The 24,247-nt window shown below is 55.9% G+C and carries 26 protein-coding genes and 2 tRNA genes; 16 read left to right on the top strand and 12 right to left on the bottom strand.

Features of this window, described 5'->3' with window-relative positions:
* Positions 1-20: 20 nt before the first annotated feature.
* Positions 21-851, bottom strand: coding sequence for an alpha/beta fold hydrolase (locus FWJ25_RS12780; RefSeq protein WP_149600639.1), 831 nt, complete (start codon positions 849-851; stop codon positions 21-23).
* Positions 852-1,056: 205 nt separating this feature from the next.
* On the opposite strand from FWJ25_RS12780, the gene FWJ25_RS12775 reads away from it, so the two are divergent.
* Positions 1,057-1,521, top strand: coding sequence for a MarR family winged helix-turn-helix transcriptional regulator (locus FWJ25_RS12775; RefSeq protein WP_149600638.1), 465 nt, complete (start codon positions 1,057-1,059; stop codon positions 1,519-1,521).
* Between the two features lie 33 nt (positions 1,522-1,554).
* Here FWJ25_RS12775 and FWJ25_RS12770 read toward each other — a convergent pair whose 3' ends face one another.
* From FWJ25_RS12770 to FWJ25_RS12745, 6 genes are read right to left on the bottom strand one after another with little or no spacing between them, the layout of a single operon-like run.
* Complete coding sequence (locus FWJ25_RS12770) at positions 1,555-1,980, bottom strand: secondary thiamine-phosphate synthase enzyme YjbQ (protein ID WP_149600637.1); 426 nt, start codon at positions 1,978-1,980, stop codon at positions 1,555-1,557.
* 24 nt (positions 1,981-2,004) lie between these two features.
* Positions 2,005-3,069: a succinylglutamate desuccinylase/aspartoacylase family protein gene (locus FWJ25_RS12765; RefSeq protein WP_149600636.1), complete on the bottom strand. Its 1,065-nt coding sequence runs from the start codon at positions 3,067-3,069 to the stop codon at positions 2,005-2,007.
* A 3-nt stretch (positions 3,070-3,072) separates the two neighbouring features.
* Complete coding sequence (rimK, locus tag FWJ25_RS12760; protein WP_149600635.1) at positions 3,073-3,978, bottom strand: 30S ribosomal protein S6--L-glutamate ligase; 906 nt, start codon at positions 3,976-3,978, stop codon at positions 3,073-3,075.
* Positions 3,975-4,472 (bottom strand): ATP-dependent zinc protease family protein, encoded by a 498-nt coding sequence (locus FWJ25_RS12755; RefSeq protein ID WP_149600634.1) that lies wholly within the window; start codon positions 4,470-4,472, stop codon positions 3,975-3,977. Before FWJ25_RS12755 ends, rimK begins: the two co-directional genes overlap by 4 nt.
* On the bottom strand, positions 4,453-5,313 hold the full coding sequence (locus FWJ25_RS12750) for a mechanosensitive ion channel family protein (RefSeq protein ID WP_149600660.1): 861 nt from the start codon (positions 5,311-5,313) through the stop codon (positions 4,453-4,455). Before FWJ25_RS12750 ends, FWJ25_RS12755 begins: the two co-directional genes overlap by 20 nt.
* A gap of 51 nt (positions 5,314-5,364) precedes the next feature.
* The gene (locus tag FWJ25_RS12745) at positions 5,365-6,183 is read right to left on the bottom strand and encodes a DUF432 domain-containing protein (protein ID WP_246166810.1); all 819 of its coding nucleotides are present in this window, start codon (positions 6,181-6,183) and stop codon (positions 5,365-5,367) included.
* Between the two features lie 146 nt (positions 6,184-6,329).
* Here FWJ25_RS12745 and phrB point away from each other — a divergent pair, with 146 nt between their 5' ends.
* Complete coding sequence (gene phrB, locus FWJ25_RS12740) at positions 6,330-7,736, top strand: deoxyribodipyrimidine photo-lyase (protein WP_149600632.1); 1,407 nt, start codon at positions 6,330-6,332, stop codon at positions 7,734-7,736.
* A gap of 139 nt (positions 7,737-7,875) precedes the next feature.
* Here phrB and FWJ25_RS12735 read toward each other — a convergent pair whose 3' ends face one another.
* Genes FWJ25_RS12735 through hemA form a run of 4 tightly spaced genes read right to left on the bottom strand, consistent with a single transcriptional unit; the run spans position 7,876 to position 11,837 of the window.
* Positions 7,876-8,628, bottom strand: coding sequence for a molybdopterin-synthase adenylyltransferase MoeB (locus FWJ25_RS12735; RefSeq protein ID WP_149600631.1), 753 nt, complete (start codon positions 8,626-8,628; stop codon positions 7,876-7,878).
* Complete coding sequence (gene prmC, locus FWJ25_RS12730; RefSeq protein WP_149600630.1) at positions 8,622-9,473, bottom strand: peptide chain release factor N(5)-glutamine methyltransferase; 852 nt, start codon at positions 9,471-9,473, stop codon at positions 8,622-8,624. The genes FWJ25_RS12735 and prmC overlap by 7 nt, the downstream gene beginning before the upstream one ends.
* Positions 9,463-10,551 carry a peptide chain release factor 1 gene (gene prfA, locus FWJ25_RS12725; protein WP_149600629.1) on the bottom strand — a complete coding sequence of 363 codons (1,089 nt, stop codon included), beginning with the start codon at positions 10,549-10,551 and terminating at the stop codon, positions 9,463-9,465. The genes prmC and prfA overlap by 11 nt, the downstream gene beginning before the upstream one ends.
* Entirely contained in the window at positions 10,548-11,837 is a 1,290-nt protein-coding gene (gene hemA / locus FWJ25_RS12720; protein ID WP_149600628.1) for a glutamyl-tRNA reductase, read from the bottom strand. Before hemA ends, prfA begins: the two co-directional genes overlap by 4 nt.
* Before the next feature lie 236 nt (positions 11,838-12,073).
* Between hemA and FWJ25_RS12715 the strand changes: the two genes are divergently transcribed.
* The 10 genes from FWJ25_RS12715 to FWJ25_RS12670 all read left to right on the top strand — a co-directional run bounded on the left by FWJ25_RS12715 (position 12,074) and on the right by FWJ25_RS12670 (position 19,971).
* Positions 12,074-13,816, top strand: a complete 1,743-nt coding sequence (locus tag FWJ25_RS12715) for a tetratricopeptide repeat protein (protein ID WP_149600627.1) — start codon at positions 12,074-12,076, stop codon at positions 13,814-13,816.
* Complete coding sequence (gene lolB / locus FWJ25_RS12710; protein WP_149600626.1) at positions 13,816-14,466, top strand: lipoprotein insertase outer membrane protein LolB; 651 nt, start codon at positions 13,816-13,818, stop codon at positions 14,464-14,466. Before FWJ25_RS12715 ends, lolB begins: the two co-directional genes overlap by 1 nt.
* Complete coding sequence (gene ispE, locus FWJ25_RS12705; RefSeq protein WP_149600625.1) at positions 14,463-15,323, top strand: 4-(cytidine 5'-diphospho)-2-C-methyl-D-erythritol kinase; 861 nt, start codon at positions 14,463-14,465, stop codon at positions 15,321-15,323. Before lolB ends, ispE begins: the two co-directional genes overlap by 4 nt.
* A 19-nt stretch (positions 15,324-15,342) precedes the next feature.
* Positions 15,343-15,417, top strand: a tRNA-Gln gene (locus FWJ25_RS12700).
* A 52-nt stretch (positions 15,418-15,469) separates the two neighbouring features.
* Complete coding sequence (locus FWJ25_RS12695; RefSeq protein ID WP_149600624.1) at positions 15,470-16,420, top strand: ribose-phosphate pyrophosphokinase; 951 nt, start codon at positions 15,470-15,472, stop codon at positions 16,418-16,420.
* Positions 16,421-16,586: 166 nt separating this feature from the next.
* Positions 16,587-17,225, top strand: coding sequence for a 50S ribosomal protein L25/general stress protein Ctc (locus tag FWJ25_RS12690; RefSeq protein ID WP_149600623.1), 639 nt, complete (start codon positions 16,587-16,589; stop codon positions 17,223-17,225).
* 21 nt (positions 17,226-17,246) lie between these two features.
* Entirely contained in the window at positions 17,247-17,837 is a 591-nt protein-coding gene (pth, locus tag FWJ25_RS12685; RefSeq protein WP_149600622.1) for an aminoacyl-tRNA hydrolase, read from the top strand.
* Positions 17,838-17,921: 84 nt separating this feature from the next.
* Positions 17,922-19,013 carry a redox-regulated ATPase YchF gene (gene ychF, locus FWJ25_RS12680; protein ID WP_149600621.1) on the top strand — a complete coding sequence of 364 codons (1,092 nt, stop codon included), beginning with the start codon at positions 17,922-17,924 and terminating at the stop codon, positions 19,011-19,013.
* Positions 19,014-19,306: 293 nt separating this feature from the next.
* The gene (locus FWJ25_RS12675) at positions 19,307-19,714 is read left to right on the top strand and encodes a hypothetical protein (RefSeq protein WP_149600620.1); all 408 of its coding nucleotides are present in this window, start codon (positions 19,307-19,309) and stop codon (positions 19,712-19,714) included.
* A 180-nt stretch (positions 19,715-19,894) separates the two neighbouring features.
* Positions 19,895-19,971: transfer RNA gene (locus FWJ25_RS12670), tRNA-Met, on the top strand.
* Between the two features lie 62 nt (positions 19,972-20,033).
* Here the strand turns inward: FWJ25_RS12670 and FWJ25_RS12665 are convergent.
* A complete protein-coding gene (locus FWJ25_RS12665; protein ID WP_149600619.1) occupies positions 20,034-20,732 on the bottom strand; it encodes a transporter substrate-binding domain-containing protein in 699 nt (232 codons plus the stop codon).
* A gap of 265 nt (positions 20,733-20,997) precedes the next feature.
* Between FWJ25_RS12665 and FWJ25_RS12660 the strand changes: the two genes are divergently transcribed.
* From FWJ25_RS12660 to FWJ25_RS12650, 4 genes are all read left to right on the top strand, one after another.
* Positions 20,998-21,186 carry a hypothetical protein gene (locus tag FWJ25_RS12660; RefSeq protein ID WP_149600618.1) on the top strand — a complete coding sequence of 63 codons (189 nt, stop codon included), beginning with the start codon at positions 20,998-21,000 and terminating at the stop codon, positions 21,184-21,186.
* 113 nt (positions 21,187-21,299) lie between these two features.
* Positions 21,300-21,467 carry a hypothetical protein gene (locus FWJ25_RS19640; RefSeq protein ID WP_188093626.1) on the top strand — a complete coding sequence of 56 codons (168 nt, stop codon included), beginning with the start codon at positions 21,300-21,302 and terminating at the stop codon, positions 21,465-21,467.
* A gap of 65 nt (positions 21,468-21,532) precedes the next feature.
* A complete protein-coding gene (locus tag FWJ25_RS12655) occupies positions 21,533-22,747 on the top strand; it encodes a serine hydrolase domain-containing protein (protein WP_149600617.1) in 1,215 nt (404 codons plus the stop codon).
* A gap of 113 nt (positions 22,748-22,860) precedes the next feature.
* Complete coding sequence (locus FWJ25_RS12650) at positions 22,861-24,138, top strand: O-acetylhomoserine aminocarboxypropyltransferase/cysteine synthase family protein (RefSeq protein WP_149600616.1); 1,278 nt, start codon at positions 22,861-22,863, stop codon at positions 24,136-24,138.
* Positions 24,139-24,247: the final 109 nt, after the last annotated feature.

Below are 24,247 nucleotides of genomic sequence, written 5' to 3'. Positions count from 1 at the left end.
CTTTAATTCAGTTTAAAAAATTACCGCCTCTGAGAAACCGCTATGAACTCCAGAATTTCCTGAATCACCTCCGGTCGTTGAAGCAAACGACTATGGCCGTAGCCGGCCGTTCGAACCAAACGGCTTTTTGGAAATACCTGGTTGAGACTTCCCGCTTCATCGACCGGAATTTCACGATCCCGCTCATCGTGCACCAGTAGGGTCGGCTTGGAGATAGATGGGGCCAGGGAGAGCAGGTCCAGCCGATCAATATCCAGCCCGACTTTCATCTCCATATTCCGGATGAACAGGCGTCGGCTTTTCTCTCCCAGATTCACAAACCGGGCGAACCGGTTCAGCACCCCCTCAATCGTCGCGGGCCCCGACACCAGTACCAGGCGCTCAAAGCAGGGCTGAACGGCTTCTACATAGATCAGCGCAGCAGCGCCCAGGGAATGTCCTATGGCAACATCAAAGGAGCGGCCCACATGGTCATGGGCATCCATGACCGCCTCAATGAAGCGGCCCGGGTGCGACTCCGCTGCCTTTGACTCGCCATGCCCAAGTGGGTGAAGGGCATATACAGTGTATTCGTTTGGATCGACTTCGCTGAGAAGGTCATTGAATTGACCGATCCAGCCGGACCACCCGTGTAAAACCAGCATCGTCTTCTGACCGCGGCCATACATGGAAAGCAGAGCGTCTCCCTTGAGCACAACCACGTCATCAAATAACGCTCTGGAAGATTGTCTTCGTTCCGCGCTGATACGGGGACTGGTCATCAGTTTCACCGCCCGGGCAGCGGCGTGTGACGGTAATAACCGGCTATAGGTGCCAAAAGCGGTCTGAAATACATTAAGCGAAAGGCTCATACCTGCTTACCTCTTCTATCCAGTAATTATCAGGGAAATCGGTGGCTCGATATCGCAGACACGGACTAAAGTGTATATGCACTTTTAGGCAAAACACAAGACTTTTTACCCGTCATGCGGCTCCCCCAACCTCTCCCGGTTATGGACAGACCATTGAGATAAACCTACCATCATGCATATACACTTCAGAAAACAGGATACCTTGATGCCAGAACAAACCTCCGACGATCACGCAACTCCCCTCGATGTCGGGATGACCTGTGCGGCACTGTACTCAAGGGTCTTCTCCAGGCTGGTCACCCGCCACTACAACAACAGTCTGGCCGATACGGGGCTTCGCGTTACCCAGTTTTCCGTACTGAACGCCATCAAACTATCGCCCCCCAATTCCATCAATGAGCTGGCCGAGCTTCTGGGCATGGAGAGGACATCTCTGCAACGAACAGTCGAAAAGCTGATAGCGAAGGGGTTGCTTCAATCACAGCCCTCCGGCCACAAACGGTCTCTGGGGCTATCCCTGACGCAACAGGGGGAAGAAATCTACAGGCAGGCGTTGATCCAGTGGGAAGGCGCTCACGATGAGTTTACCCATCTGGTTGGGGCAGAAAACTGGGAGGAAGCTCGACGCAAACTACAGAGGTTCAGCGCCAAGCTCCAGTCAACACTTTAGACTACGGGGTTTAGTGGAGAGGTACTTTCGGACTCACCAACGCCCCTGCAACGTTGCAATAATCCGGCGCCCGTCCGCCTGATTCCTGTGCTCGCAGAGGTAAACCCCCTGCCAGGTGCCCAGCGCCAGATGTCCATGGCTCACAGGCAGCGTCAGGGAAGGCCCGATCATCACACTCTTGATATGTGCGGGCATGTCATCCGGCCCTTCCATCACATGCTCATAATGAGGCGCATTCTCCGGTGCCATCACGTTGAAGTGTCGCTCCAGATCACCCCGAACGTCCGGATCGGCGTTTTCATTCACCGCCAGGGAAGCCGAGGTATGCTGAATGAATAGATGCAACAAGCCCACTTCGCAGTTGGTGAGATCCGGGGCCTGAGCGAGCACCTCGTTGGTCACCAGATGGAATCCCCTCGGCAGCGGGGCCAGCTCTATGGTCGTTCTGTCCCAGATCATGGGTTCTCCAGAGTCACTTCAGGTTCATTTTTGCAGCTCGTCCCACGGGTGAACAGGCACAACGGCTTCGGTCACTTCGGCTTCCAGTGAGCTGCGGAAGTAGTCCATCGCTTTTTCCGCTTCGCTCAGCTCATCAAAACGGGCGATGTGGTAGATAGCTTCACCTTCATTGACCAGAGGCAGGTTGTTCACGCAGATTACGATTCCGGAACATGGTGACACAATCGCGGTTTCAGACCCACCAAAGGGATCAGCCACCATCGCCAGCCTCTGACCTTTGCGTACTTTCTGGCCCAGGCTTGCCACCGGGCGCATGATGCCGTCTATATCCGCCCTCACCCACTGGGAGTTTGCGGCAGTTTCAGAGCGCTTTTTGGGGGCTCTCGGACCTTTCTTCGCGGGCACCATTTCCAGCTCGCGCATCACCCGGACAACACCTTTGACACCACTGGTGATCACCACATCATCAAAACGCAGGGCCTCGCCACCTTCAAACGTAATCACTGGCACGTCCAGTGAGTCGGCATATGCACGAAGGCTGCCTTCCCTAAGCCCGGCATTCAGAATAACCGGAGCACCAAATGCCTCTGCCATCCGCTCGGTTTCCGGGTTCTTAAGTTCCGCACGGATCTGAGGCAGGTTGAAACGGTTTATCGCCCCGGTGTGCAGGTCGATGATGTGAGTGACATTTTCCATAATCTGGGTACGCAGAAGATAAGCAATCCGCCCACCCAGCGATCCTGATTCACTACCTGGAAAACAGCGGTTCAGGTCCCGGCGATCCGGTAGATACCGGGTGCGCTGAACAAACCCGAAAATGTTGACGATCGGCACCGCCACCAACGTACCCCGCAAATGGCGCAGGGCCGAGTTCTTGAGCACACGGCGCACAATCTCAACACCGTTGATCTCATCACCATGAATGGCACCACACACCATCAGCACGGGACCATCCCGGCGGCCGTGTACAACTTCCACCGGAATATGAAGCGGCGTATGGGTGTAGAGCTTGGCGACCGGGACTTCGACAGTTTCCCGGGTTCCCGGTCGTATCTGGGTACCCGCAATTTCAAACGGGGCGCGCGCCATGGATCAGCCCCTTCCCTTGGTCCGGGTCTTCCAGGGCTTCTGGTTCTTCTCGGTCCAGTTAATAATCATCCCTGCTACGTTTTTGCCGGTGGCGTTTTCAATACCTTCCAGCCCTGGTGAAGAATTCACCTCCATCACCAGAGGGCCGCGACTGGAGCGCAGCAGATCCACACCCGCCACGTTCAATCCCATGGACTTTGCAGCGGTGACCGCCGTGCGGCGCTCTTCCGGAGTAATCCGAACCAGAGATGCACTGCCACCGCGATGCAGGTTGGAACGGAACTCACCTTCCGCACCCTGGCGTTTCATAGCCGCAATGACTTTGTCACCAATCACGAAACAGCGAATATCTGCTCCGCCCGCTTCCTTGATGAATTCCTGCACCAGAATGTCTGCCTTGAGGCCCATGAATGCTTCGATCACACTCTCAGCTGCTTTGCGGGTCTCCGCCAGCACCACACCAATTCCCTGGGTACCTTGCAGGAGCTTGATCACCACCGGCGCACCGCCGACCATTTTCAGCAACTCGGGTACGTTATCGGGCTTGTTCGCAAAGCCCGTAACCGGCATGCCGACACCTTTGCGGGCCAGAAGTTGCAGCGAACGAAGCTTATCCCGGGCACGGGTAATCGCAACCGACTCATTCACCGAAAATACACCCATCATTTCAAACTGGCGCAACACCGCGGTACCGTAGAACGTCACCGACGCGCCGATCCGGGGAATCACCACATCAAATCCTTCCAACACTTCTTCATGGTAGTGAATCTGTGGTTTGGCGGATGTAATGTTCATGGAACAGTGAAGACAATCAATAACGTGTACCTCATGGCCGCGGTTAAGGCCTTCTTCCACCAATCTGCGGGTGGAGTAGAGGTTTTTGTTTCGGGACAGAACCGCAATCTTCATTTCTCATTCCTCAGTGCCGGTTCTCCGGCCAGATAGGAAGCTTCAGGGTGAACAACTGCACGCCCGGACATCGCAGTGCGCCCGAGCAACATTCGAAACCGCATGGAATCACGATTGGTCAGTGTCATTTCAATAGGCCAGACCTGCCCGCCGATCACAAGGTTCGCCTCAATCACCAAGCGAAGCTCGCGATGACCACCGGAGTCAGACACATTCCGCTCGTCAAGCACCCGGGCATCACATTCCACAACCTGGTGCATATCGTTCTGGACCGGATGCACCCAGAACCGCACACGGCGCTCACCGTCCTGGGTGTAGGGTTCGGTCCGGAAAGCATGCAAACATGAGGTGCGCGCACCGGTATCCACTTTGGCCTTGATGCGATCAATACCCAGGTCCGGCAGTGACACCCATTCCCGCCAGCCCAGAGGCAATGCATTCTCAATATCAGGCTTGGCTGGGGTTTCCGGGGTCTCAGCGTTCTTCATTTCCATCCAGATTGTCCTTATCAGTCACAGTCTCCGGCCCTAACAACTGCACCCGGAAGGGCTCGGAATGATTGCCGGCGTAAACACTTGTATGAGGGAAAGGAATTTCAATACCTTCCCGATCCAGGGTCTTTTTGATATCAATCATAATGCTGCTGCGACTATCCAGCAGCTTGTCCTTGGGTACCCAGAACGAGAATTGCAGATCAACCGACGACGGTCCGAATGCCGTGACCAGCACAAACGGCTTTGGCTCTTCCAGGCAAAGCGGGTTCCTTTCGGCAAGGTCCAACAGCAGCGATTCCACACGTTCCACATCTTCAGCGTAGGCAATCCCCACCATCAGGTCGAGCCGACGTATCGGGAACCGGGAACGGTTCACCACCTTTGATTTGATCAGTGTTTCATTGGGAATACGCACATACAGGTTGTCCGGCGTACGCAACTTCACACTCAACATGTCGATACCCACAACTTCCCCGATGGTGGCTTCCACCTCAATGACATCTCCGATTTCAAACGGTTTCTCCACCAACAGGAACAAACCACTGATCATGTTTGAGGCGGATGTCTGAGAGGCAAAACCGATCGCTACCGTGAGTATGCCGGCCGCCCCCAATACCACATCCAGCGAAAACCCGGCTTCTCTCAGGGACGCAATCAGGAATAGCAGAACGATGAAATAGAACACCACCCGTCGCACCATGACGGTGTGGTGACGGGAGGTCCTCGTCGACAGGAAACGGGAAACACTTCTGGCAGCCAGGGACCCCAGCAGCAAGCCAAGCACCAATAGAAATCCCGCGCTTATCCACTGTCCCCAGGCAATATCCGTGAACACTGACATAACGCCGGCTTCGATTTCCTCAACCAATACACCAACTCCTCACCGAACCAGTTAACCAAACATACGATCAAACGCCCGCACCAGGCGCCCACGCGCGACCGGTTCCCGGGCTTCCCCCACCAACTGGCAGTTGCCGGCTGCCGGTAACAACGCTGAATCCACCCGAAGACTGGCAGAACTCATATCCGTCTCGCATTCCACCGTCACACCCGGAGTCCAGAGCTGCCCCAGCTCGTTGAGGTGCAATGACAACAACGGTGTCGGCAGACTGAACCGTTCAAGCAATAAAGGCTCATCCCGTCGGTTCACTATGGTTACGGGGGTTACCGCTCGCCAGGGGCGCTTGGGGACGGCATCCAGAACCAGGCGTGCAAAGCTCGGGGAGGAATAACACAGCTCCCCTTCCATGGTGTTACGCCCGACCCAGGTCATAGATGACGGCGCCAGCGGAATTTCCGTCAGCGTTGTCCGGGGATTACCAGAACATATCTTCATCCAGACCAGCGTGCCCACATAGATCACACAGCGCGCGCCCGCCGGAATGGTTAGCGGCTGATAGGGCCGAATCACTGTAGGGCGCGGTGCCAGTGCAGGAACAAACGTAACGGCTCCGGTCGCATCCGGACGAATGAAACGTTGCAATGGAATATCGGCCGAGGGCAGGGTATGGCTGATGGTTTCCGTCCAGCTGACCGGATCGGTATCCAGCATCAGAGTCTCGGAACGAATCTGCCATTCCAGGTCGAGCAGGGTTACCCACAAACGCACATGCCCCAGTTGATGGAACTGGGTCTGCCCTGAATCCAGAGTGTATGGTTGGTTCCAGACACCGCTCTTTACCGTGTCTGAATCAGAAGCAACAGTCGCCACATTTCTCCTTAACGTCGTGCCGGCCATTTCGAGTAACTATAATCCAATCCCGGCACCTCAGCGAATATACAAACTCGTGTTTTTATTGAAAGAATGGCCTGTATTTACCCGTATGCAAGGCAAGGCCGTCAGACTTGGGGTATGAAATGACACAACTGGTATGGTTCCGAAATGACCTTCGGCTCGCTGACAACCCGGCACTCACCGCGGCCTGCCGTTCCGGCGAGCCCGTGCTGGCCTGTTTCGCGCTCACGCCGAACCAGTGGGCGGATCATGATTGGTCACCAGCCAGGGTTCAGTTCGTGCTTGCTCACGCCAATGCCCTGTCAACGGAGCTGGCAAAACTGGGCATCCCCCTGAGGTTTATCCAGGCGTCCCGGTTCGATGACTGCATCGAACAACTGGAAGCGTTCTGTCGCGACGAGTCTGTCACCACTGTTCACATCAATGAAGAATACGGCATCAATGAACGGAGACGGGACAAAGCCCTGAAGCAACGGCTGGATTCATTCGGCGTGCCGGTATACAAATACCGTGACCAGACCGTTGCGCCAGTAGGCGAGATCCTCACTCAACAGAACGAGCCCTACTCAGTCTTCACCCCGTTTTCCCGACGCTGGCGCGCCTGGATTGAAGAAACGCAGCCCTCGGTCTACCCGACACCCAGCGCCCAGGGTACACCCGTAGAACCGGAACAGATCCCGGATATCCCCCCGGCCTTCGCAATAGCACCTCCGCCACTGGTAGAAACCGGCGAAGATGCAGCGCACCATCAGCTTGAAACCTTCCTCGAGGACGATTGCGGAGACTACAAAAAATACCGGGACTTTCCTGCTATAGACGGCACCAGCACAGTCTCCCCTTACCTGGCAAACGGCATCCTCTCGGGCAGACAGTGCCTTGTTGCTGCCAGGGAAGCCCAGACCGAGGTCGGCAACCAGGAAGGCTTTATCACCTGGACCAACGAAATCGCCTGGCGAGATTTCTACATCCACATCCTCTACCACTACCCACGAGTAAGCATGGGCCGGGCATTCAAACCGGAGACCGAAGCGCTGACCTGGAACCGGCCAGAAGCACACTTCGAAGCCTGGAAAACTGGCCATACCGGCATCCCTATCGTGGATGCTGCTATGCGGCAGCTCAACGCCACCGGATGGATGCACAACCGCCTGCGCATGATCACCGCCATGTTCCTGACCAAAAACCTGTTCATCGACTGGCGACTGGGCGAGGCTTATTTCATGTCAAAACTGGTAGACGGCTTCCTTGCCTCCAACAACGGCGGCTGGCAATGGAGCGCCTCCACCGGCACCGACGCAGCCCCCTATTTCCGGGTATTTAATCCCGTTACCCAGAGTGAGCGTTTCGATCCGAAAGGAGAGTTCATCCGGCAGTGGGTACCGGAACTGGCAAAACTGGACAGTAAACAAATCCACGACCCGGGAGCCAGGCGAGGCATTATTCCAAAAGGCTATCTGAGGCCAATTGTCGACCTGAAGGAAAGTAGAAAAGAAGCAATTGCCAGATTTCAATCATTAAAAGAAGGCTAAGTAGGGAGCCGGAAGCAGGATCAGGGCTAACTGGCCCAAAACTGTGCGAAGCCAAGGATGGCGAAGCCCAAGCGCCACATGGATGTGCCGCCAGGAGCGTGTTTTGGGCCAGTTAGCCCTGATCCTGCAAGCTCCAAACCTAGCAAGCTCCAGAACAAACCGGACACTCAGGATCCCGAGCCAGCTTCATCTCCCGCCACTGCATCTCCCAGGCATCCAGGATCAACAACCTCCCGACCAACGGCGCTCCAACCCCTGAAATCACCTTGATCGCCTCCATCGCCTGGAGCGACCCGATCATACCCACCAGCGGTGCAATCACCCCCGCCTCCGAGCAGGTCAGATCCTCATTGCCCTGCTCCGGGTACAGGCAGTGATAACACGGGCTACCCTCCACCCGCAGATCAAACACCGACACCTGCCCCTCACCCCGGATCGCCGCGCCCGAGACCAAAGGCACACCAGCGGCAACGCAAGCCCGGTTCAGGGCAAAGCGCGTATTGAAGTTGTCTGTACAATCCACCACCAGGGTTGCCACTTCGACCTGGCGAGCCAGAGCCTCACCCTCAAGGCGGCAAGACATCGCATCAACGGAAACAAGGGGATTGATCCGGCGCACTCGCTGAACGAGAGCTTCCGCTTTGGGTTGCCCGAGCTGATCCTGATCGAAACCGATCTGGCGCTGAAGATTGGCCAGCTCAACCGTGTCATCATCCACCAGCGTCAACTGCCCTACGCCAGCCGCACCAAGGTAGAGTGCTACCGGACAGCCAAGCCCACCGGAACCAAGCACCAGCACCCGGGCAGCTTTCAGACTTTCCTGGCCAGCGACATCAAACCGCGGCATGAGAATCTGCCGACTGTACCGCATCAGCTCGTCATCACTCAGCATTGCGCACCCCAACACCCCAATGTCATTCGATCCCGACCGCCATAATCCTGGCGACTTTCCACCGAGACGAAGCCCCGGGTACTAAACAGCGCCCGAACAGCTTGAGCCTGATCAAACCCGTGCTCTATCAACAGCCAGCCACCTTCATTCAACCACCCGGGAGCCTGCTCAACAATCAACCGGATATCATCCAGACCATCGGTACCGGAAACCAGCGCAGAAGAGGGCTCAAAGCGAACATCCCCTTCTCCCAGATGATGATCATTGTCTGCTATATAAGGAGGATTGGAAACGATCAGGTCAAACTTCCCCGGCTCAAGGTCGGCAAACCAGCTGCTCCGGGCCACGGATACATCCAGACCAAGTAACCGGGCATTCTGGCGAGCCAACTCAACCGCTTCCTCCACACAGTCACAGGCCGATACACGCCAATCCGGGTGTTCGCTGGCCAACGCCAGAGCGATTGCGCCAGTACCGGTACCCAGGTCAAGCACCTGAGCATTCGCAGGCAATGACAGATCCAGGGCAGTTTCCACCAGACATTCGGTATCCGGCCTGGGGATCAAGGTTGCCGGGCTGACGTTCAGAGGAAGTGACCAGAATTCCTGGTGCCCCAACAGGTACGCAACCGGTTGGCCATCAATACGTCGGGAGACTAGCTGCTCGAATGACTCGGCCTGCTTTCCAGACACTTCCCGTTCGGGCCAGGCCCGAAAACTGGTTCGGCTGAGGCCCGTCACGTGGCTCAGTAACAACTCTGCATCCAGCCGGGCGGTATCACTCGGAATTCTGTCCGCCGCTGCGGCCAGCAGTGCTTCGCAGGCTTGAGGGGATTCAGTGCTCATCGGCGAGGGAGGCCAGCAACTCGGCCTGATGCTCCTGCTGAAGCGGCACAACAACCGCATCCAGATCACCAGCAATCACCTCATCCAGCTTGTAGAGGGTGAGATTGATCCGATGATCGGTCACGCGGCCTTGAGGGAAATTGTAGGTGCGAATGCGTTCTGACCGGTCGCCACTGCCCACCAGGCTTTTGCGGGTCTCCGCAACTGCCTTCTGCTGACGTTCGGTTTCCGCATTCTGTAGGCGGGATGCAAGCAGACTCATGGCCTTGGCCCGGTTCTTGTGCTGGGAGCGTTCTTCCTGACATTCCACCACAATACCGGTCGGCAAATGGGTGATTCGAATGGCTGAGTCGGTCTTGTTAACGTGCTGACCTCCCGCGCCAGAAGAGCGGAAGGTGTCTACCCGAAGATCGGCCTTATTGATTTCGACCGCTTCGGCTTCGTCCGCTTCCGGCATCACCGCCACGGTACAGGCCGAGGTGTGAATACGCCCCTGAGATTCGGTTTCCGGCACACGCTGGACCCGATGGGCGCCGGATTCAAATTTCAGTGCACCGTAAACGCCCTCACCCGCCACACGGGCAATCACTTCCTTAAACCCGCCGTGCTCACCTTCACTTTCGCTGAGCACTTCCACCTGCCAGCGGTGGCTCTCGGCGTAACGGCTGTACATCCGGAACAGGTCACCGGCAAAGATGGCCGCTTCATCGCCTCCGGTGCCCGCTCGAACTTCCAGAAATACACTTTTGCTGTCGTTGGGATCTTTCGGCAGCATCAGCCGTTGCAGCTCTTCGTCCAGCTCCAGGTTTTTCTGCTGGGCATCATTCAGCTCGTCTTCCGCCATGGCCCGCATGTCGGCATCGTTGTCATTCGCCAGCTCTTTGGCTGCATGGATGTCGTCAAGGGACTGCTGCCAGGCGCGAAAGCACTGAACAACGGGTTCAATCTCCGCAAACTCCCGGGACAGATCACGGAACTTGTCCTGATTGGAAATGACAGAGGAATCGCTAAGCAACGCGCTGACCTCCTCGAAGCGGTCTACCAACTGCTCGAGGCGGGATTGAATCGATGGTTTCATATTTTTTCCGGGGTGGCAGGCTCGTCGGCTTCAAGAGCATCCAGCTGGTGCAACTCACGCAGCCATTCGGTCACCTCGGTGCGTCCTTCGGTGGTTGCCTTTCGTACCTGAACCGAAGGTTCATGCAGAAGTTTGTTGGTAAGACCTCGGGCCAGACTGCGCAGAACCGTTTCCGGATCCCCTCCGTTACGGAGGCTGCGCAGGGCCTTTTCTGTTTCCACATCGCGCAGAGTTTCAGCACGCTGACGGAATTGTTTCAGTGTGGATACCGCATCCAGCGCCCGGAGCTGATTCAGAAAATCCTGAACACCGGCGGTAATCAGGTTTTCTGCTTCACGGGCAGCCCCTTCCCGGGAACGGATATTTTCTTCAATGACCTGGCGCAGATCGTCGACTGTATAAAGGTAGACATCCGCCAGGGATGACACTTCCGGCTCAATATCACGGGGTACGGCGATATCGACCATGAAATATGGGCGGTGCTTGCGTTTCTTCAGAGCCCTCTCAACCGCGCCCTTGCCCAAAATCGGCAACGGACTCGCCGTAGAGGAAATGATGATATCCACGTCATGCAGGTAATCGGGAATCTCATTGAGCAGAATGCCCTTGCCACCATAGGCGGCTGCAACGCTTTGCGCTCGCTCAAGCGTCCGGTTTGCCACCAGGAAATCCCGCACACCGGCATCAGCAAGATGACGAGCCACCAGTTCGATGGTTTTACCGGCACCAATCAGCAATGCCTTGTTGCGGGACATGTCCGCAAAGATATGGTGAGCCATGCTGACCGCAGCGTAGGCTACCGATACCGGGTTTTCGCCGATGGCTGTCTGGGTACGTACCCTCTTTGCCACCGAAAAAGTCTGCTCAAAAAGACGGGAAAGAAAACTTCCGCTAGCGCCGTTATCGCGGGACAACGCATAAGCATCCTTGAGCTGCCCAAGAATCTGGGGTTCGCCCAAAACCATGGAATCCAGACCCGCCGCTACCCGCATCATGTGGCGCACCGCATCGGCGTCCCGATGCACATAGATCGCCTGTTCGAGCTCGCCGGCTTCCAGATCGTGAAACCCTGACAGCCAGCGCAATACCATGGGGGCGCAATCGTCGTCACCCGCCAGATAAAGCTCAGTCCTGTTGCAGGTAGAAAGGATAGCGGCCTCACTGGCACCGGAAGCTGCACGCAACTCGGCGAATGCTTCAGACATCCGTTCCGGAGTGAAAGCGATGCGTTCCCGCAACTCGACCGGAGCCGTGCGGTGATTGATTCCCAGTGTGACCAGTGCCATATCTTGGTTCAGTAACCCTGTATAGACGGAGCTGAAATTATCGTCATTTTAACGGCCAGCGCCCGCGGTCGCCACCCATAACCCCACCTCTTTCGGCAAGTGCGGACAGGTTGGGCAATATCAGACGCTTATGCCATTATAGGGAACCGGCCAGGGACCTAACCCGACCCAGCTCAATAAAAAGGGCTAAGGCAAGGCCAATTCTGATGCGTCGTCGACAGATCACGGGAAGTTGCATGTATAGATCCGCACCGTTTTTGGTGACCTGCCTGTTGGGCCTGACACTCTCAGGTTGTTCCAGTCTCACCGGCCCGGAGGAAACTCCTGAGCCTCAAAAAGTCGCCCAGCCTGCGGCAGAACCTGCCGACAAAACCATTGAGTATGCCGACTTCGAACCGGAAGTCCTTTATCTGCTGTTATCCGGTGAAATCGCAGCTCAGCGAGGACGCTTCGACGTCACCCTGGTGAACTACCTGAAAGCTGCACAGAAATCCCGGGATGAAGGCGTCATTGAGCGCGCCATGCGGATCGCCCAGTCACTGAATGGGGATAATGCCCAGCAGCAACTGGCCGAGTTATGGCTGGAGGTTGACCCGGACAACATTCAGGCACACCGGGTTTCGGCCATTCAGGCAATCAAGGCGAATGATCTGGAAACCGCTCTCGGGCACATGGAAAAGATCATGGACCAGGGCGGCGACGCAGACTTTGACAGCCTTGCCGCCATGGCAGGCAACCTGCCGGAAAGCCAGCAGGACGAGTTGTTGTTCCTTTATAAGAAGACGGCTGAGCGCCACCCGGACACACCCGAGCTTGAATACAGTATCGCACTGCTCGAAAAAAACACCGGTGACCTGACCTCAGCACTGGAGCGACTGGAAACACTGCTCAGCAAACACACGAATTTCCAGCCCGCCATTATTCTGAAAGGCGACCTTCTTTATTTAATGGGAGAAAAACGCCAGGCACTGGATCACCTGATGGTGAACACCCGGAAGTACCCGGCAAACCGGCCGATGGGTACGCTCTACGGCAGGATGCTCATTGGCGAAGGTGAACTGCAGGCGGCTCAGGATGAATTCGCGCGCCTGGTCAACCGGTTCCCGAATGTCCCCGGGCTCAAACTGTCCCACGCACTGGTAGCACTGGAAAACAACCAGACCGAACTTGCCCGGGACGAACTGATGGAACTTGCCGCGCAAGGCCACCACACCAACGAAGCGAACTATTACCTGGGACGCATAGAAGACGAGGCCGGGGAAAGTGAAAGAGCCATCGGCTTTTACCAGAGGGTGAAAGACGGAAGCTACTACCTCCCGTCCCTGGCCCGCTCGAGCGAACTACTCGCCGAACAGGGCAAGCTGGACGAGGCTCTGGAACATATCCGAAACCTTCGGGCAGCCAACCCGGGACAGGCCGAAAACTTCTGGTTGCTGGAAGTTAACCTTCTGCTGGACCAGAACCTGCAGGAAGATGTTCTGGCCACCGCTGACGAGGCTCTCGAAGCCTACCCCGGCAACGTTCAGATCCGCTACGCCAGAGCCATGCTACTGGACAGCATGGGAGATGCTGCTCAGGCGGAGAGCGACCTGAAACAAATCGTCAACGAGAACCCGGACAACGCAATCGCCCTCAACGCCCTCGGCTATATACTCACCACGCGGACTGATCGCCTGGAAGAAGCCCGGGGCTACATCGAACGGGCACTGGCCCTGGACCCTGAAAATCCCGCCATTCTCGATAGCATGGGCTGGGTTCTGTTTCAGGAAGGGAGAATCAAACCGGCGCTGGACTATCTGTCCCGGGCCTGGTCTGCCTATCCAGACCCGGAAGTAGCCGCTCACTATGGTGAAGCGCTGTGGATGACTGGCGCCGAGGAGCAGGCTCGCATCATCTGGAAGAAAGGTCTTGAACAGGATGCTGAGCATGAAATCCTACGGGAAACCATCCAGCGACTGACCGATAATGGTGGTATCTGATGCCAAAGCGTGTTCGCTTGTGGCTCACAACGCATGTGCTCGCAGTTGTAGCCCTGATCAGCGCCTGTACGACGATTCAGGTGGAACCACTCCCTGAGGGTATGACGGATCAGCCCCCCGCTGGATGGGCCGAGCGCTCAGATCGCCTGAGCCGCTTCCAGCACTGGCAGCTGACCGGCAAACTGGCTGTAAAGCAGCCTTCTGATAGCGGCAGCGCCATCATCAACCACTGGATACAAAATGGAGACGCCTACGACCTGGCGCTTTCGTCGTCATTTCTGGGGATGGGCAGCACGACACTGAATGGATCTCCGGGATTCATTGAGCTCACTCTGCCCGGCGGCGACACCTACCGTTCCGGCAATCCGGAAGCCCTGATAGAAGCCGCCACGGGCTGGCAGTTACCCCTGGACCACCTCGTCTGGTGGATTCGCGGGCTCCCCGCGCCGTCTGATGACTTCCGCCTACTGTTTGATGAGAGCCAACAGCTGGCCATCATCCGCCAGGCAGGCTGGGAAATCCGATATGACCGCTGGAACCAGTTCCTGATCGATTATCCTGCCCTCCCCGCTCGCATTACCGCCCTGAAAGACGACAAGCGGGTTCGACTGGTTGTCAGCGATTGGCACCTCAGGGAGCGTACACAATGAACAGCATTACCCTCCCTGCGCCAGCCAAACTCAACCTGTTCCTGCATATCGTTGGCAGGCGCCCTGATGGCTACCACGAACTCCAGACCCTGTTTCAGTTTCTGGACTACGGCGACGACCTCACTTTCACCCTGACCCATGACAAGCCCGGAGTGCGACTCAAAGAGTCTATCCCGGGTGTCCCGGATGAGGACAACCTGATCGTCAGAGCCGCACGGGCCGTCCTCGACCGTGCGTCAGGTTCGATACCGGGGGTAACCATAGAAATCGAAAAGCGCCTGCCCATGGGCGGAGGCCTCGGCGGAGGCAGCTCCAATGCCGCAACAACACTCCTTGCACTGAACCATCTATGGAAGGTCGGCCTTGGCACTGACGAACTGGCCGACATTGGCCTGGAGTTGGGCGCAGATGTTCCTGTGTTTGTCCGCGGCCATGCAGCCTTCGGAGAGGGGGTGGGCGAACAACTGACACCGGTAAATCCACCTGAAGACTGGTTCGTTGTCCTGAAACCTGATTGCGAAATAAACACCGGAAAGATTTTTTCAGAAGAAGGGTTGACAAGGGACACCCCGAGAATCACAATAGCGCCCGCTTTTGAGGGAGACGCCTCGAGGTACCGAAACGACTGTGAGGATGTGGTTCGAAGACTGTATCCTGAGGTTAACCAAAGCCTGGAATGGCTTGCACAATTCGGACCTGCAAGATTAACCGGAACCGGGGCTTGCATTTTTGGACGTTTCCCTACAGAATCCGCAGCCCGGATTATCTGGGAAAGCAAACCCTCCGGCATCACAGGGTTCGTAGCTAAAGGGGTGAACACATCACCTCTTCACAAAAAGCTGACAGAGCTGGAATGATGCCAAAAAAGCACGATACTGGGGTGTCGCCAAGTGGTAAGGCAACGGGTTTTGATCCCGTCATGCGCAGGTTCGAATCCTGCCACCCCAGCCACCTTTCTCCCGCTTCTTCCGAATCAAACGCCGATATTGAGAAGGATGCCGTCGTGTCCAAATTGATGATTTTCGCTGGCAACGCCAATCCTGAGCTTGCCAAAGCTATCGCCCAGAAACTCCACATTCCCATGGGTCAGGCCACTGTAGGCCGCTTCAGCGACGGCGAAACCACCGTCGAGATCAATGAGAATGTTCGTGGCCATGATGTTTTCATCATTCAGCCCACCTGCTACCCCACCAACGACAACCTGATGGAACTCATCGTGATGGCCGATGCACTTCGCCGTGCCTCTGCAACACGAGTGACCGCCGTAATCCCTTATTACGGTTACGCCCGCCAGGATCGTCGTGTTCGCTCCACCCGGGTGGCCATCAGCGCAAAAGTTGTTGCTGACATGATTTCCAGCATCGGCGTTGACCGCGTATTGACGGTTGACCTGCACGCTGACCAGATCCAGGGCTTCTTCGACATCCCGGTGGATAACATCTACGCCACCCCGGTCATGCTCGAAGACATCGAGAAGCAGCGTTTCGAGAACTTTATCGTGGTATCTCCTGATGTGGGCGGCGTTGTCCGGGCCCGCGCGGTAGCCAAAAAGCTCGACGACGCTGATCTGGCCATCATCGACAAGCGTCGACCAAAAGCCAACGTCTCCCAGGTTATGCACATTATCGGCGACGTTCGCGACAAGACCTGCATTCTTGTCGACGACATCATCGATACTGCCGGCACGCTTTGCAAGGCAGCCAATGCTCTGAAAGAACACGGAGCGGCACGGGTTGTTGCCTATATTACCCACCCTGTCCTGTCCGGCCCGGCGATTGACAATATCAACGCCTCCGATCTGGATGAACTGGTGGTCTGCGACACCATCCCACTGGGTGACAAAGTCAAGAATTGTGATAGAATCCGCGTCCTCAGCATGGCTGGCCTGCTCGCCGAGTCCATCCGCCGGGTAAGCAACGAAGAATCTATCAGCGCCATGTTTGAGAACGCCTGAGAGCAAAGCACGCTCTGATCTTCAGGCAAAACAGGCAGTTATCGAGTCGGGAGCCTCATAAGGCTCCCGACTCTTTTAGTCAGCCGGAAAAATCCGGCTTTTCAGAAATATCATCTGAGCCAAAGCCTGGTCGCGGGCCTCTCGGATGAACATTGAGGTTAATACCATGTCTCAGGAATTTGTAATCGAAGCATTTCCTCGTGACGACCAGGGGAGAGGTGCGAGCCGCCGCCTGCGTCGCGAAGAGAAAAAAATCCCGGCCATCATCTACGGTGGTAACGCTGAAGCTACTCCGATTGCCATTTGGCACAACGAGCTGAAAAAGGCTCTGGAAAACGAAGCGTTCTTCTCTCACATCCTGACCATCGAACTCGGTGGCAAGAAAGAGACCGTTATCCTGAAGGACCTGCAACGTCACCCGTACAAGCCGCTGATCAGCCACGCTGACTTCCAGCGCGTTGACAAGGATCACGACATCCACGTTAACGTACCGCTGCACTTCCTGAACGAAGAAACCGCTCCTGCCGTTAAGACACACGGCGGCGTTGTTTCTCACCAGATGACCGAAGTTGAAGTTGTATGTCGCCCGCAGGACCTGCCTGAGTTCCTGGAAATCGACCTGACTGACATCGAAATGGACCAGGTTGTACACCTGAGCGACATCAAGCTGCCAGAAGGTGTTCGTATCGCCGCTCTGCAGCAGGGTGAAGATCACGACCTGCCGGTATTGGCCATCCACAAGCCGAAAGGCGCGAAGGGTGACGAAGCCGAAGAAGGTGAAGGCGAGGAAGGCGGCGAGGAATAATCGCTGCGGGGGCAACGGCGAATGGCACAGGATATTGTTATGGTGGTCGGTCTGGGTAACCCCGGTGCCGACTACGAGAATACCCGCCACAACGCCGGCGCCCTGTTCGTCGAAGCTCTGGCCCGCCAAGCGGGCCAGACGCTCAGACCTGAAAAGAAATACCACGGGCTGTACACCCGCATCCATTGGCAGGGCATGGACCTGCACCTCCTGAACCCCACCACGTTCATGAATCGAAGCGGTCTGGCCATCAAGGCACTCGCGGATTTCTTCAAGATCGATCCCGAACAGATCCTCGTTGCCCATGACGAACTCGACATACCTCCAGGCACAGCAAAGCTCAAAAAGGGCGGCGGACACGGCGGACACAACGGCCTCCGGGATACCATCGCACACCTTGGCACAAAAGACTTTCAACGCCTTCGACTCGGCATTGGCCACCCCGGCGACAGCCGCAAGGTGACGGGTTTTGTTCTCGGCCGCCTGGGCAAGCAGGAAACCGAAGAGCTCGACGCTGTCTTTGATGAAGCCATGCGCGTACTGCCCGATGCAGCTAACGGCAAACTGGCAGCCGCAATGAATCGCCTTCACAGCTTCAAGCCGACAGCCTGATCAAGGCACAACCCCTTACTCGCACCAACCCCGATACCCCGGTATAATCCCGCCCAAATTTTTCAGTTCCAGCAGAGGCACTCCATGGGATTTAACTGCGGCATCGTCGGCCTTCCCAACGTCGGCAAATCCACCCTGTTCAACGCGCTCACCAAATCCGGCATTGGTGCCGAGAACTTCCCGTTCTGCACCATCGAGCCAAATGCCGGCGTAGTCGCCATGCCGGACCCTCGTCTCAACAAACTGGCCGAGATTGTGAAGCCCGAGCGCACTATCCCGACCTCTATGGAATTCGTGGACATTGCGGGACTTGTTGAAGGCGCCTCCAAGGGTGAAGGCCTGGGCAACCAGTTCCTGGCAAACATTCGTCAGACCGACGCCATCGCCCATGTTGTTCGCTGCTTTGAGGACGATAATGTTATCCACGTCGCCAACAAAGTAGATCCGGCTTCCGATATTGAGATTATCAATACCGAACTGGCGCTCGCAGACCTGGATACCGTCGAAAAGGCCATCAAGCGTGTTCAGCGCGTCGCGAAAAGCGGCGACAAAGAAGCAAAGGCACAACTCGACATGTTCGAGACTCTTTTGCCAGTGCTGAACGAAGGTAAACCGGTGCGCAGCATGAATCTCGACAAGGACCAGATGGGCCTTATCCGGGAACTGTGTCTGCTGACCGTCAAGCCGACCATGTATATCGCCAACGTTAATGAGGACGGCTTCGAGAACAACCCTCACCTGGACACTGTGAAGGAAATCGCCGCCGCTGAAAACGCCGTGGTCGTTCCTATTTGCAACAAACTGGAAGCCGAAATTTCAGAGTTGGAAGACGACGAAAAGTCGATGTTCCTGGACGAAATGGGGATGGAAGAACCCGGCCTGGATCGCGTTATCCGTGCCGGCTACGGCCTGCTGGGCCTCCAGACCTACTTCACCGCCGGCGTGAAGGAAGTCCGTGCCTGGACAGTGAAAATCGGCGCAACGGCCCCTCAGGCCGCAGGCGTTATCCATACAGATTTTGAACGCGGTTTCATTCGTGCCGAGATCGTCGGTTACGATGACTTCGTCGCCTGCAATGGAGAATCCGGAGCCAAAGAAGCCGGTAAATGGCGCCTGGAAGGCAAGGATTACATCGTTCAGGACGGCGACGTCATCCACTTCCGCTTTAACGTCTAATCTACTGATATATATGACCTCAACCCAGCCAGGGTTGAGGTCACTTCCGCATTACTCCCCTCATGTCGATACCACACCGACACATTCATCAAAATCAAACTCGCAGAAACACATAAATCTCTACGCCCAATAGTTTGATGCAAATCAATTTCCACCCTAATGTTCTTCACAAGACCAGCAAAAAATTAATCGGCATCTAAGCTGAGTCAGAGAGACGCATGGCGGATATATAAAGGAAAACAGGCTGCGCACTTACATTAATAAAAGCGACTTAATGAGAGAGAACGCACAACATGGCAAATCTGAATGAAATCTGTGAAACCATGGTAAGCGAAGTATACGACGCCCTGGGCGCTGCAGTTGTTGACCTTGAATCTGGATTACTCCTATCCGTTGCGCATAACGTGCCCTACTTCACCCAAAGTTACCTCGACGCCGTAGCAGCTGCCGCGGTTGATATGTTCCGTGGCAAAACCGTAAGTACGGTCGAAAACCTGATTGCTTCACAGCGTGGGACCGAAGTTCATCGCCTGCTTCAGGAAGTACAAATGACGACCGAGAAAACCTACCACTTCATGTCGATCGTGCCGGGCAAGCACAACGCCCTGCTAGTACTGATTACCGGGCGCAAAGCAAACCTCGGCATGGGCTGGGCCTCACTGCGTGAAGCCCTCCCGAAAGTAGCTCTTCTCTGCCCCTGAAAATGCGCCTTAAGCAGTCGCCGCCAAGCAGACCAAGTGAGACTCGAAAACTCATCCCAACCATACATATCGAGCCTCATCTGAAAAAAATCGAAAATAACCTACCGATTCTTTGCTTAAGCCCTTGACACAATAACACCCCAATCCTATTATACGCGCCGCTTCCGACGTTGAAGCAATGGCAAGGTAGCTCAGTTGGTTAGAGCACAGCACTCATAATGCTGGGGTCGGCGGTTCGACTCCGCCCCTTGCTACCAGATTTCAAAGGGTTACAGTTTACGCTGTAACCCTTTTTTATTACGCCCTAGAAACACCCCCGCTACCGAAGAATATCCCTGGCAGCATCATCGACACGACAGAACGCCACTGACTGCCTCACGCGGTCCGCCACACCCGACTCTTCCATCGCCCGAGACAAATACAGCGAAGCCGGCAATGTACCTGCTATCTTGCGATAAACACGATCCGCGTGCACCCCGAACAGGCGATCAATCATCGGATCAGGAACTATGGCGACATCCACCCGGGCATGGCTTAGCAGCGCAACCAGCTGATCCCACTCCGAGACTTCCTGTATGCTCGCGTTCTCATCCTGAATGAATCGGCGACCGATAAAGCTTCGGGGAATGGCATACCTGAGCCCACGATTTTGCTCCATGCCGTCCAGGGGCTTGAAGGAGACAAACGCGTAGTCCACTTCAAATAGCGTGCCGGCAAAAATTCCCGCCCGGTCCCGGTCGTCATTTCGGGCCAGGGGCATCAGTGCGGAGATTTTATTTGACTGCAGGTACTGCAAGCCTCGCTTTACCGGCACAGCGAGATAATACGCGTCGATCCCTGCCCTCTCGAAAACACACCGGTAAATCGGTGCAAGAGCGCCGAAAATACCTCCATCGGCAGCTCCGATCACTTCCTCCATACCTAACCCTACGCCAACCCGAAACCTCTCCTGGCTTTGGGCCTGAGCCACCAAGGGTAGAAGAACGACAATAAAGATTCGCAGCGCGGTGGACAACATCTTGCAATCCGAATGTCTGATAATGTTCCTGAGCCGTTCGGCCCAGGCAGGCAGTACCTTACCTCGTCTTTCCAGACTAGCTCAGAGAGCGGCAAGCCGCATAGTTGCCAGCATCGATTAAGTGGTATTTTCAACCCTCCGGCATTGTTCGTAACACCAGCTACAAGATGCCCAACAAATTACACAAGCTTTGACAGTTCCCCCAGCAGCAATTCGCTAAGATAGGTGTCTACCCATTGGCTGCGTATTCAGGTTGTATCGCACAATGAACCCCCGTCACGCTTTTTCCATTTTTCTGGCCGTGCTAATCGTGCCTGTTGCGTTGGTCTTCTCCGGAGCCAGCCTGAAAGCAGCACTGTTATCGGTTGTGATGTTCTGGGCGTGCCTGGCAATTTTTTTCTATCCATCCATTACCGACTACCTGAAAGCCAGGAAGCAAGAGCGCCACAGGTAACTGTCTGCTCACTACGACCTTCGGCCAGCTCAACCTAAAGTAGGGATTTACTGCACCCCGTGTGCCGTTAGAATGCCGCCTCATTTTTGCACACTGAGTTCAACGGACACCCGATGAGAAACCGATTTCTGGAGCTTGGCGCGGCGGGCATTATCACCCTGCCAGGCATTCTGGTTATTTCCAATTCAATCGCCCAGACGGCCTTTCTGAGCGTTTCGATGCTGGCAGCCTATGCAGTGGTTTGCCTGCCTTTCCGTACCAACACCGGAAAATCCAGCTAAGCTGTCGACTTCTAACAGATCGCGGATTGTCATAAGCTCGCGACTGAACCAACAGGAGTCCTGCCATGTCAGAAAGCGGAATTGTCGCCGGCCTGTCCGTCGAACATCTGGAGCGGTTTGCGCACCATATCGAGAACAACTACATCGCCCCCGGTAAGATTCCCGGCGCCGTTACACTGATTGCACGCCGCGGCCAGGTGGCCTGGGTTCATGCGCAGGGGTTGATGGATGTAGAGCGAAATAAACCGGCTCAGAGGGACACCCTGTTCCGCATCTATTCCATGACCAAACCGATTACGTCGATTGCAATGATGCAGCTCTACGAACAGGGGCGGGTTCTCCTCGACGATCCGGTCCACAAATACATTCCGTCGTGGCGTAACCTGAAGGTTTACAAGGGCGGGAGCTATCCGGAGTTCGAAACCAAGCCCGCAGCCACAACCATGACCATCAGAGATCTGATGACTCACATGTCCGGGCTCACTTATGGCTTCATGGAACGGACCAACGTGGATGCGGCCTACCGCCAACTGAAACTCGACGGCAGCTCCATTCTCACCCTGGACCTTCTGATTGAACGGCTGGCAGAACTGCCGCTGGAGTTTTCCCCCGGCACAGCCTGGAACTATTCTGTCTCAACGGATGTTCTGGGTTATCTGGTACAGGTTATTTCCGGCCAGCCCCTGGATGATTATTTCCGGGACCATATTTTTGAGCCTCTGGGCATGAGTGATACCGGCTTTCAGGTCCGGGAGGATCAACTTGAACGTTTTGCGGCCTGTTACCTCTACCAGCCTGGTGATTCAATGAAGCTGCAGGACGATCCTCAACGCTCACGATACCTCAAACCGGCAAAATTCCTTTCAGGTGGGGGCGGCCTCGTATCGACCATCGACGACTACTTCCGCTTTGCCCAGGCCCTTTGCCAGGGTGGCGAATACCAGGGTAACAGGATCATCGGGCGCAAAACCCTGGAATTCATGCGCCTGAATCATCTGCCAGGCGGGAAAGACCTGCCAGCGCTATCCATCGGCTCTTTCAGTGAGACTCCTTACGAGGGAAGCGGATTCGGGCTCGGATTTTCCGTCAAGACCGATGTAGCAAAATCCCACACTAATGGTTCAGAAGGTGAATACGGCTGGGGCGGCCTGGCCAGTACGAATTTCTTTATCGATCCAAAAGAGGAGCTGGTTGCCATCTTCATGACCCAGCTCATGCCTTCGTCATCTTATCCGATTCGCCAGGAACTTCGGGCTATCGTCAATGGCGCGCTGATATAAAAAAGCCCGCAAGCAAATTCAGGACAAGCTGGCCTGTACGCCCGCCACATCGGATGTGGCATACTCCAGAGCCGGACGAAACCAAGAACAATCCAACAGCAAGGAACGTAGCGATGAAACCGGAAACTCTCGCGCTCCACGCCGGGTTTAAAAGCGACCCTACCACCAGGGCCGCCACGACTCCGATCTACCAGACGACGTCTTACACCTTTGACGATACCCAGCATGGCGCTGATCTGTTCGATCTGAAGGTACAGGGCAACATCTACACCCGAATCATGAATCCCACCAATGGCGTTCTTGAAGAAAGGATGACTGCCCTTGAAGGTGGCGTGGGTGCTCTGGCAGTAGCATCTGGCATGGCAGCCATCACCTACGCGCTGCAGACTATCTGCCGGGTCGGCAACAACATTGTCAGCACCAGCCAACTCTATGGCGGAACCTACAACCTGTTCGCCCACTCCCTGCCCAACCAGGGTATTGAGTGCCGCATGGTGCCTCATGATGACTTCGACGCCGTAGAGAAGGCCATCGACGATCAGACCCGCGCCCTGTTCTGTGAGTCTATCGGTAACCCTGCGGGCAACGTGGTCGACCTGCAACGCTGGGCAGAGATCGCTCACAAGCATGGCATCCCTCTGATCGTAGACAATACCGTTGCTACCCCGATCCTGTGCCGCCCCTTTGAACACGGTGCCGATATCGTCATCCACTCGCTCACCAAGTACGCGGGCGGACACGGCACAACCGTGGCGGGCGTGGTCGTTGATTCTGGTAAATTCGACTGGAAAGCCAGCGCAGATAAGTTCCCTATGATGAACCAGCCAGACCCGTCCTATCACGGCGTGGTCTACACCGAAGCGCTGGGACCTGCCGCCTTTATCGGTCGCTGCCGGGTTGTTCCGCTCCGCAACACCGGTGCTGCCCTGTCTCCGTTCAACTCATTCCTGATCATGCAGGGCATGGAAACCCTGGCCCTGCGCATGGAACGCCATTGTGAGAATGCCGAGAAGGTGGCGCGATTCCTTGAGGATCACCCTGCCGTGGAATGGGTAAACTACGCAGCCCTCGACAGCAGCCCCTATAAGGCCACCTGCGAAAAAATCTGCGGCGGCAAAGCCTCCGGCATCCTGAGTTTCGGCATCAAGGGTGGTCGGGAAGCGGGCGCGAAATTCATTGACGCACTGGATCTTATCCTGCGCCTGGTGAATATCGGCGATGCCAAATCCCTGGCCTGCCATCCGGCCACCACGACTCACCGCCAGCTCAATGCAGACGAGTTGAAGAGCGCGGGCGTCAGTGAGGATCTTGTCCGATTGTCTATCGGCATCGAACATGTCGATGACATCATTGCCGACGTTACCCAGGCCCTGGAGAAATCTCAGGCTTGATAGACATCAACCGGGTACGACCAATGTCGTGCCCGGCACCCCCGTGATTGCCCTTACCCGCCTTGTAACTCCACTCTCCGGGGATTAACCTTTAGGGTTCTCCATACCC

The sequence above is a fragment of the Marinobacter salinexigens genome, from assembly GCF_008370345.1.
GTDB classification, from domain to species: Bacteria; Pseudomonadota; Gammaproteobacteria; order Pseudomonadales; family Oleiphilaceae; genus Marinobacter; species Marinobacter salinexigens.
Note: the sequence above shows the minus strand (reverse complement) of the source record. Positions and strands in the feature narration are given on the sequence as shown.

Bases quoted from the DNA above. Each gene is read 5' to 3' on its own strand.
- FWJ25_RS12650 (WP_149600616.1), top strand. From the start codon at position 22,861: ATGAAACCGGAAACTCTCGCGCTCCACGCCGGGTTTAAAAGCGACCCT.
- phrB (WP_149600632.1), top strand. From the start codon at position 6,330: ATGACACAACTGGTATGGTTCCGAAATGACCTTCGGCTCGCTGACAAC.
- FWJ25_RS12770 (WP_149600637.1), bottom strand. From the start codon at position 1,980: ATGATCTGGGACAGAACGACCATAGAGCTGGCCCCGCTGCCGAGGGGA.
- hemA (WP_149600628.1), bottom strand. From the start codon at position 11,837: ATGGCACTGGTCACACTGGGAATCAATCACCGCACGGCTCCGGTCGAG.
- FWJ25_RS12735 (WP_149600631.1), bottom strand. From the start codon at position 8,628: ATGCTGAGTGATGACGAGCTGATGCGGTACAGTCGGCAGATTCTCATG.
- rimK (WP_149600635.1), bottom strand. From the start codon at position 3,978: ATGAAGATTGCGGTTCTGTCCCGAAACAAAAACCTCTACTCCACCCGC.
- lolB (WP_149600626.1), top strand. From the start codon at position 13,816: ATGCCAAAGCGTGTTCGCTTGTGGCTCACAACGCATGTGCTCGCAGTT.
- FWJ25_RS12660 (WP_149600618.1), top strand. From the start codon at position 20,998: ATGAACCCCCGTCACGCTTTTTCCATTTTTCTGGCCGTGCTAATCGTG.
- FWJ25_RS19640 (WP_188093626.1), top strand. From the start codon at position 21,300: ATGAGAAACCGATTTCTGGAGCTTGGCGCGGCGGGCATTATCACCCTG.
- FWJ25_RS12690 (WP_149600623.1), top strand. From the start codon at position 16,587: ATGTCTCAGGAATTTGTAATCGAAGCATTTCCTCGTGACGACCAGGGG.
- FWJ25_RS12655 (WP_149600617.1), top strand. From the start codon at position 21,533: ATGTCAGAAAGCGGAATTGTCGCCGGCCTGTCCGTCGAACATCTGGAG.
- FWJ25_RS12665 (WP_149600619.1), bottom strand. From the start codon at position 20,732: ATGTTGTCCACCGCGCTGCGAATCTTTATTGTCGTTCTTCTACCCTTG.
- FWJ25_RS12675 (WP_149600620.1), top strand. From the start codon at position 19,307: ATGGCAAATCTGAATGAAATCTGTGAAACCATGGTAAGCGAAGTATAC.
- prfA (WP_149600629.1), bottom strand. From the start codon at position 10,551: ATGAAACCATCGATTCAATCCCGCCTCGAGCAGTTGGTAGACCGCTTC.
- FWJ25_RS12765 (WP_149600636.1), bottom strand. From the start codon at position 3,069: ATGGCGCGCGCCCCGTTTGAAATTGCGGGTACCCAGATACGACCGGGA.
- pth (WP_149600622.1), top strand. From the start codon at position 17,247: ATGGCACAGGATATTGTTATGGTGGTCGGTCTGGGTAACCCCGGTGCC.
- FWJ25_RS12775 (WP_149600638.1), top strand. From the start codon at position 1,057: ATGCCAGAACAAACCTCCGACGATCACGCAACTCCCCTCGATGTCGGG.
- FWJ25_RS12715 (WP_149600627.1), top strand. From the start codon at position 12,074: ATGTATAGATCCGCACCGTTTTTGGTGACCTGCCTGTTGGGCCTGACA.
- FWJ25_RS12755 (WP_149600634.1), bottom strand. From the start codon at position 4,472: ATGGAAATGAAGAACGCTGAGACCCCGGAAACCCCAGCCAAGCCTGAT.
- ychF (WP_149600621.1), top strand. From the start codon at position 17,922: ATGGGATTTAACTGCGGCATCGTCGGCCTTCCCAACGTCGGCAAATCC.
- FWJ25_RS12750 (WP_149600660.1), bottom strand. From the start codon at position 5,313: ATGTCAGTGTTCACGGATATTGCCTGGGGACAGTGGATAAGCGCGGGA.
- FWJ25_RS12780 (WP_149600639.1), bottom strand. From the start codon at position 851: ATGAGCCTTTCGCTTAATGTATTTCAGACCGCTTTTGGCACCTATAGC.
- prmC (WP_149600630.1), bottom strand. From the start codon at position 9,473: ATGAGCACTGAATCCCCTCAAGCCTGCGAAGCACTGCTGGCCGCAGCG.
- ispE (WP_149600625.1), top strand. From the start codon at position 14,463: ATGAACAGCATTACCCTCCCTGCGCCAGCCAAACTCAACCTGTTCCTG.